Origin of the sequence: Endozoicomonas sp. SESOKO2 (genome assembly GCF_024606245.1) — a bacterium.
GTDB lineage: Bacteria > Pseudomonadota > Gammaproteobacteria > Pseudomonadales > Endozoicomonadaceae > Endozoicomonas_A.
In genome coordinates, this window is sequence record NZ_JAHHPQ010000105.1 from 1 (window position 1) to 3,237 (window position 3,237).

Here is a 3,237-nt window from a genome sequence, read left to right on the forward strand (position 1 = left end):
GCTGGTTTAGAATGATCTGCCTGATGGTGCTGTCTTGCAGAACTCCGAACAAGCCCGTGGCTTTATTCGCTGCCCATGTTGAAATTTTAAGGCCGGAAATAACGTGGCCGTTCCCAAGCAGAGTGACAGAGAAAGGTTTGGAGGTATTGCCTACCGGTTTCCATTGAGATCCGCTCAGGTCAATATTACTGATTAACTCATAGCGTCCCTCGACCGGGTGGTCGGCATTCAGGTATTGATTGAAATTATTATTGTCCAGCTCAATAGTGCTGGCCCTGCTGATTGTTGGCTGTGCTGATGACGATGGGGCAGTGGACGAAGCTCTTGAAGGTGACATTGAACTGGGTGAAGTTCGGGCTACAGTAGCCGTGCTCAATTCGCTGGTTGCAGGCGGAGCTGATGACGATGGAGCAGCGGTTGAAATTTCTGAAGGTGGCACCAAACTGGCTGAAGTTCGGGCTACAGAAGTAGTGATCAATTCACTGCTTGAAGGTTGTGCTGATGACGATGGGGCAGCAGATGAAACTTCTGACGGTGACACCAAACTGGCTGAATTTTGGGCTATAGAAGCCGTGCTCAATACATTGGTTGAAGGTTGTGCTGATGACGATTGACCAGCAGATAAAACTTCAGAAGGTGACATCGAGCTGGATGAAGTTCGGGCTACAGAATGAGTGCTCAATTCGCTGGTTGATGACTGTTCAGACGTCGATGATAGAGCAGATGGTGTTGCTGATAGTGTCTCCGAACTGGGCAAAGTAGTGGGAACAGAAGTGGTCGTCAATTCGTCGGCTGATGGCTGTGTATACGACGATGAATGCCTGACCAGCGTTGAATTTTCTGATGGAGTTCCCGAAATGGTTGTAGAAGCAGTGGTGGGTTGACTGGTTGAGAGACTTGCAGATGGCGATGTTGTCGCTGAAGCTTTTATACCGACCCGATAAATCCTGACCTTTCCAGCGTGCGTCCCGACTGCCAGCAAGGTGCCGTCGTGGTTGTAGTTAACGCTCTTTATAGCACTTGTCGCATCAGAGAGGGTGTACAGAACCCCAGTTGGATTCAACATGTCATATATCCTGACACTCCTCCCAGCCCCAAAGGCGAGTCGGGTGCTGTCGTGATTGAAGTCAATGCTCGTGACCGTCCATGGCGTATCCCCCAGAGTATACTTTGGGCTGTCCAGGTTCTTTATGTCATAAACCTCAACACTGTGTCCTCTGTACCTATAGTCACTTCCCCCAGTTGCCAGCAGCGTGCCGTCGTGGTTGAATTTAGCGCTCATACGATAAAGCCCAGGGATCACAGCTTGCGGGGCAATGGTCAGATCCCACGGGTCATAAATCCTGACCTTTTTACCGTACCCCCCCACTGCCAGCTGGGTACCGTCGTGATTGTAGTCAAGGCTCAGTACCCAATCATTTGCATTGGTCAGAATTGTCGGGCGAATGGACAGATCCCTCGGGTCATAAATCCTGACCTTATTATATCTACCAACTGCCAGCTGAGTACCTCCGTGATTGTATTTAACGCCGTCTATCGGGCCTTTCGCATCGGACAGGGTGGCAAGGGGAGTGGACGGGTTCACTGGGTCATAAATCCTGACCTTTTTATCATACCCCCCGACTGCCAGCTGGGTACCGTCGTGGTTGAAGGCAACAGTCTCCACCCAGTGTTTAGCATCGTGCAAGGTATGCAGGAGTCTGGGCCTCGCCGGGTCACTCATATCAAAGATTTGTACGGAGCCTGAAACAGGGCATCCGGAACCGCCACCGGAACCTATTCCCACAGCCATGAGCATACTGTTCATATTCCATGAGACACTCAAAACCCTGTGGGGCCCGCAATAACTTGGTGGGACAACGCCTCCTGTAGGCGTTGGAGCAGCATGCACCGGCAACCTGTTTGGATCTATTGCAATTTCATGGATTAATTGAGGAGGTTTTTCCTGGCCGCAGTCAAATCCCCCTGGTGTGCAATCAATTCCAGCCAGTGATGTTTGTGGTTTGGAGAAAACTTTTGGAAAGGGTAAATAACCATCCCATCCGTTCCAGATAGTACGAGTGAAAGAGGTAGCATCTATGGCACCACCAGGATCTGCAAACTCATTCAGGACGGTGGGAAACTGGTTATCAGTCTGTTGGGTACCATCTATTCGGGCAAGGTCACGGTAAGGGGTGTTAACGCTTTTGAGCATCGGCAGCTGTGTTGCATTACCGGCATTCCAGAGATCGCTGTTTAAACCATACAGGTTTGATTTGAGAGAACTTTTCGATATTCTTAAGACACCTAAGTTGTATCCATAATTACTGCTAGGAGTCCATTTATACCTTGTGAAAGTATCCAGGTTATTCCCAATACGACCTGCTCCATAAGGACTTCCGACTGCTGGGCTTATATAGCTTGAATGTGCTTCAACTGCCCCCGTATTGACATTGTTATAAACCGAGGCCGAATCATAGGCGATCCCGGCAATTCCACCGACATAAACTGCCATCCTGTTTTTCTCTGCTACTGCTCCAGCATTCAGGTTGTCATGAATGCTTCCACCTGAAAGCTTTCCGGCAATACCTCCCGCAGCTCCATAATTGCAGTCACAGGTGACCGTTCCAACATTTACATTTTGAATAACCGGAGCGTTGCTGACTTCCCCTGCTATCCCGCCCGCACTTGAATAATGCTTTGAATAAATACTGCCTGTGTTGAGGTTTTGGCTGACCAGGGCTTGACTGCTCTTCCCCACTATTCCGCCACTACTGCCTCCTCCGATATAACTGGAACCTATCACAAGATCTGAGGCAACGTATCCGGTGTTCAGGTTATGCAATACCCTGGCTGCTTGCGCTTCTCCTGCAATCCCCCCGGAACTGTCGGTAAACGTAACCGTGACTTCGCCGGTATTCATATTATTGTTAGCAACGCTGTTGCTTTTCAGTGTTCCGACAATGCCACCGGCAGGTAGGCTCAATCTTTTCCTGGAGATTATTGTTCCGGTATTCAGGTCATTTGAAAGAGAAGACGCCTGATCAGCCAATCCAGCGATACCGCCAGCAGTGGCTTTTCCGGTTGTAATAACGGTGCCTGTGTTCACGCTATCGCGTATGACGCTGTCAGAGATACTCCCCGCAATACCTCCGCAATGGCTCTTAGAACCGGTCGTTTTGATGGTACCGGCAGAATTGACCACTTCTTCTATCCTGCTGCGTTGCAACTCTCCTGCAAGTGCACCTGTGGGGCTTG

Annotated in this window: 1 pseudogene; it reads right to left on the bottom strand. The window is 49.8% G+C overall.

Annotated features, from left to right (window positions below):
* A pseudogene (locus tag KDK17_RS02735) lies at window positions 1–3,237 on the bottom strand (hypothetical protein); the annotation flags it as partial.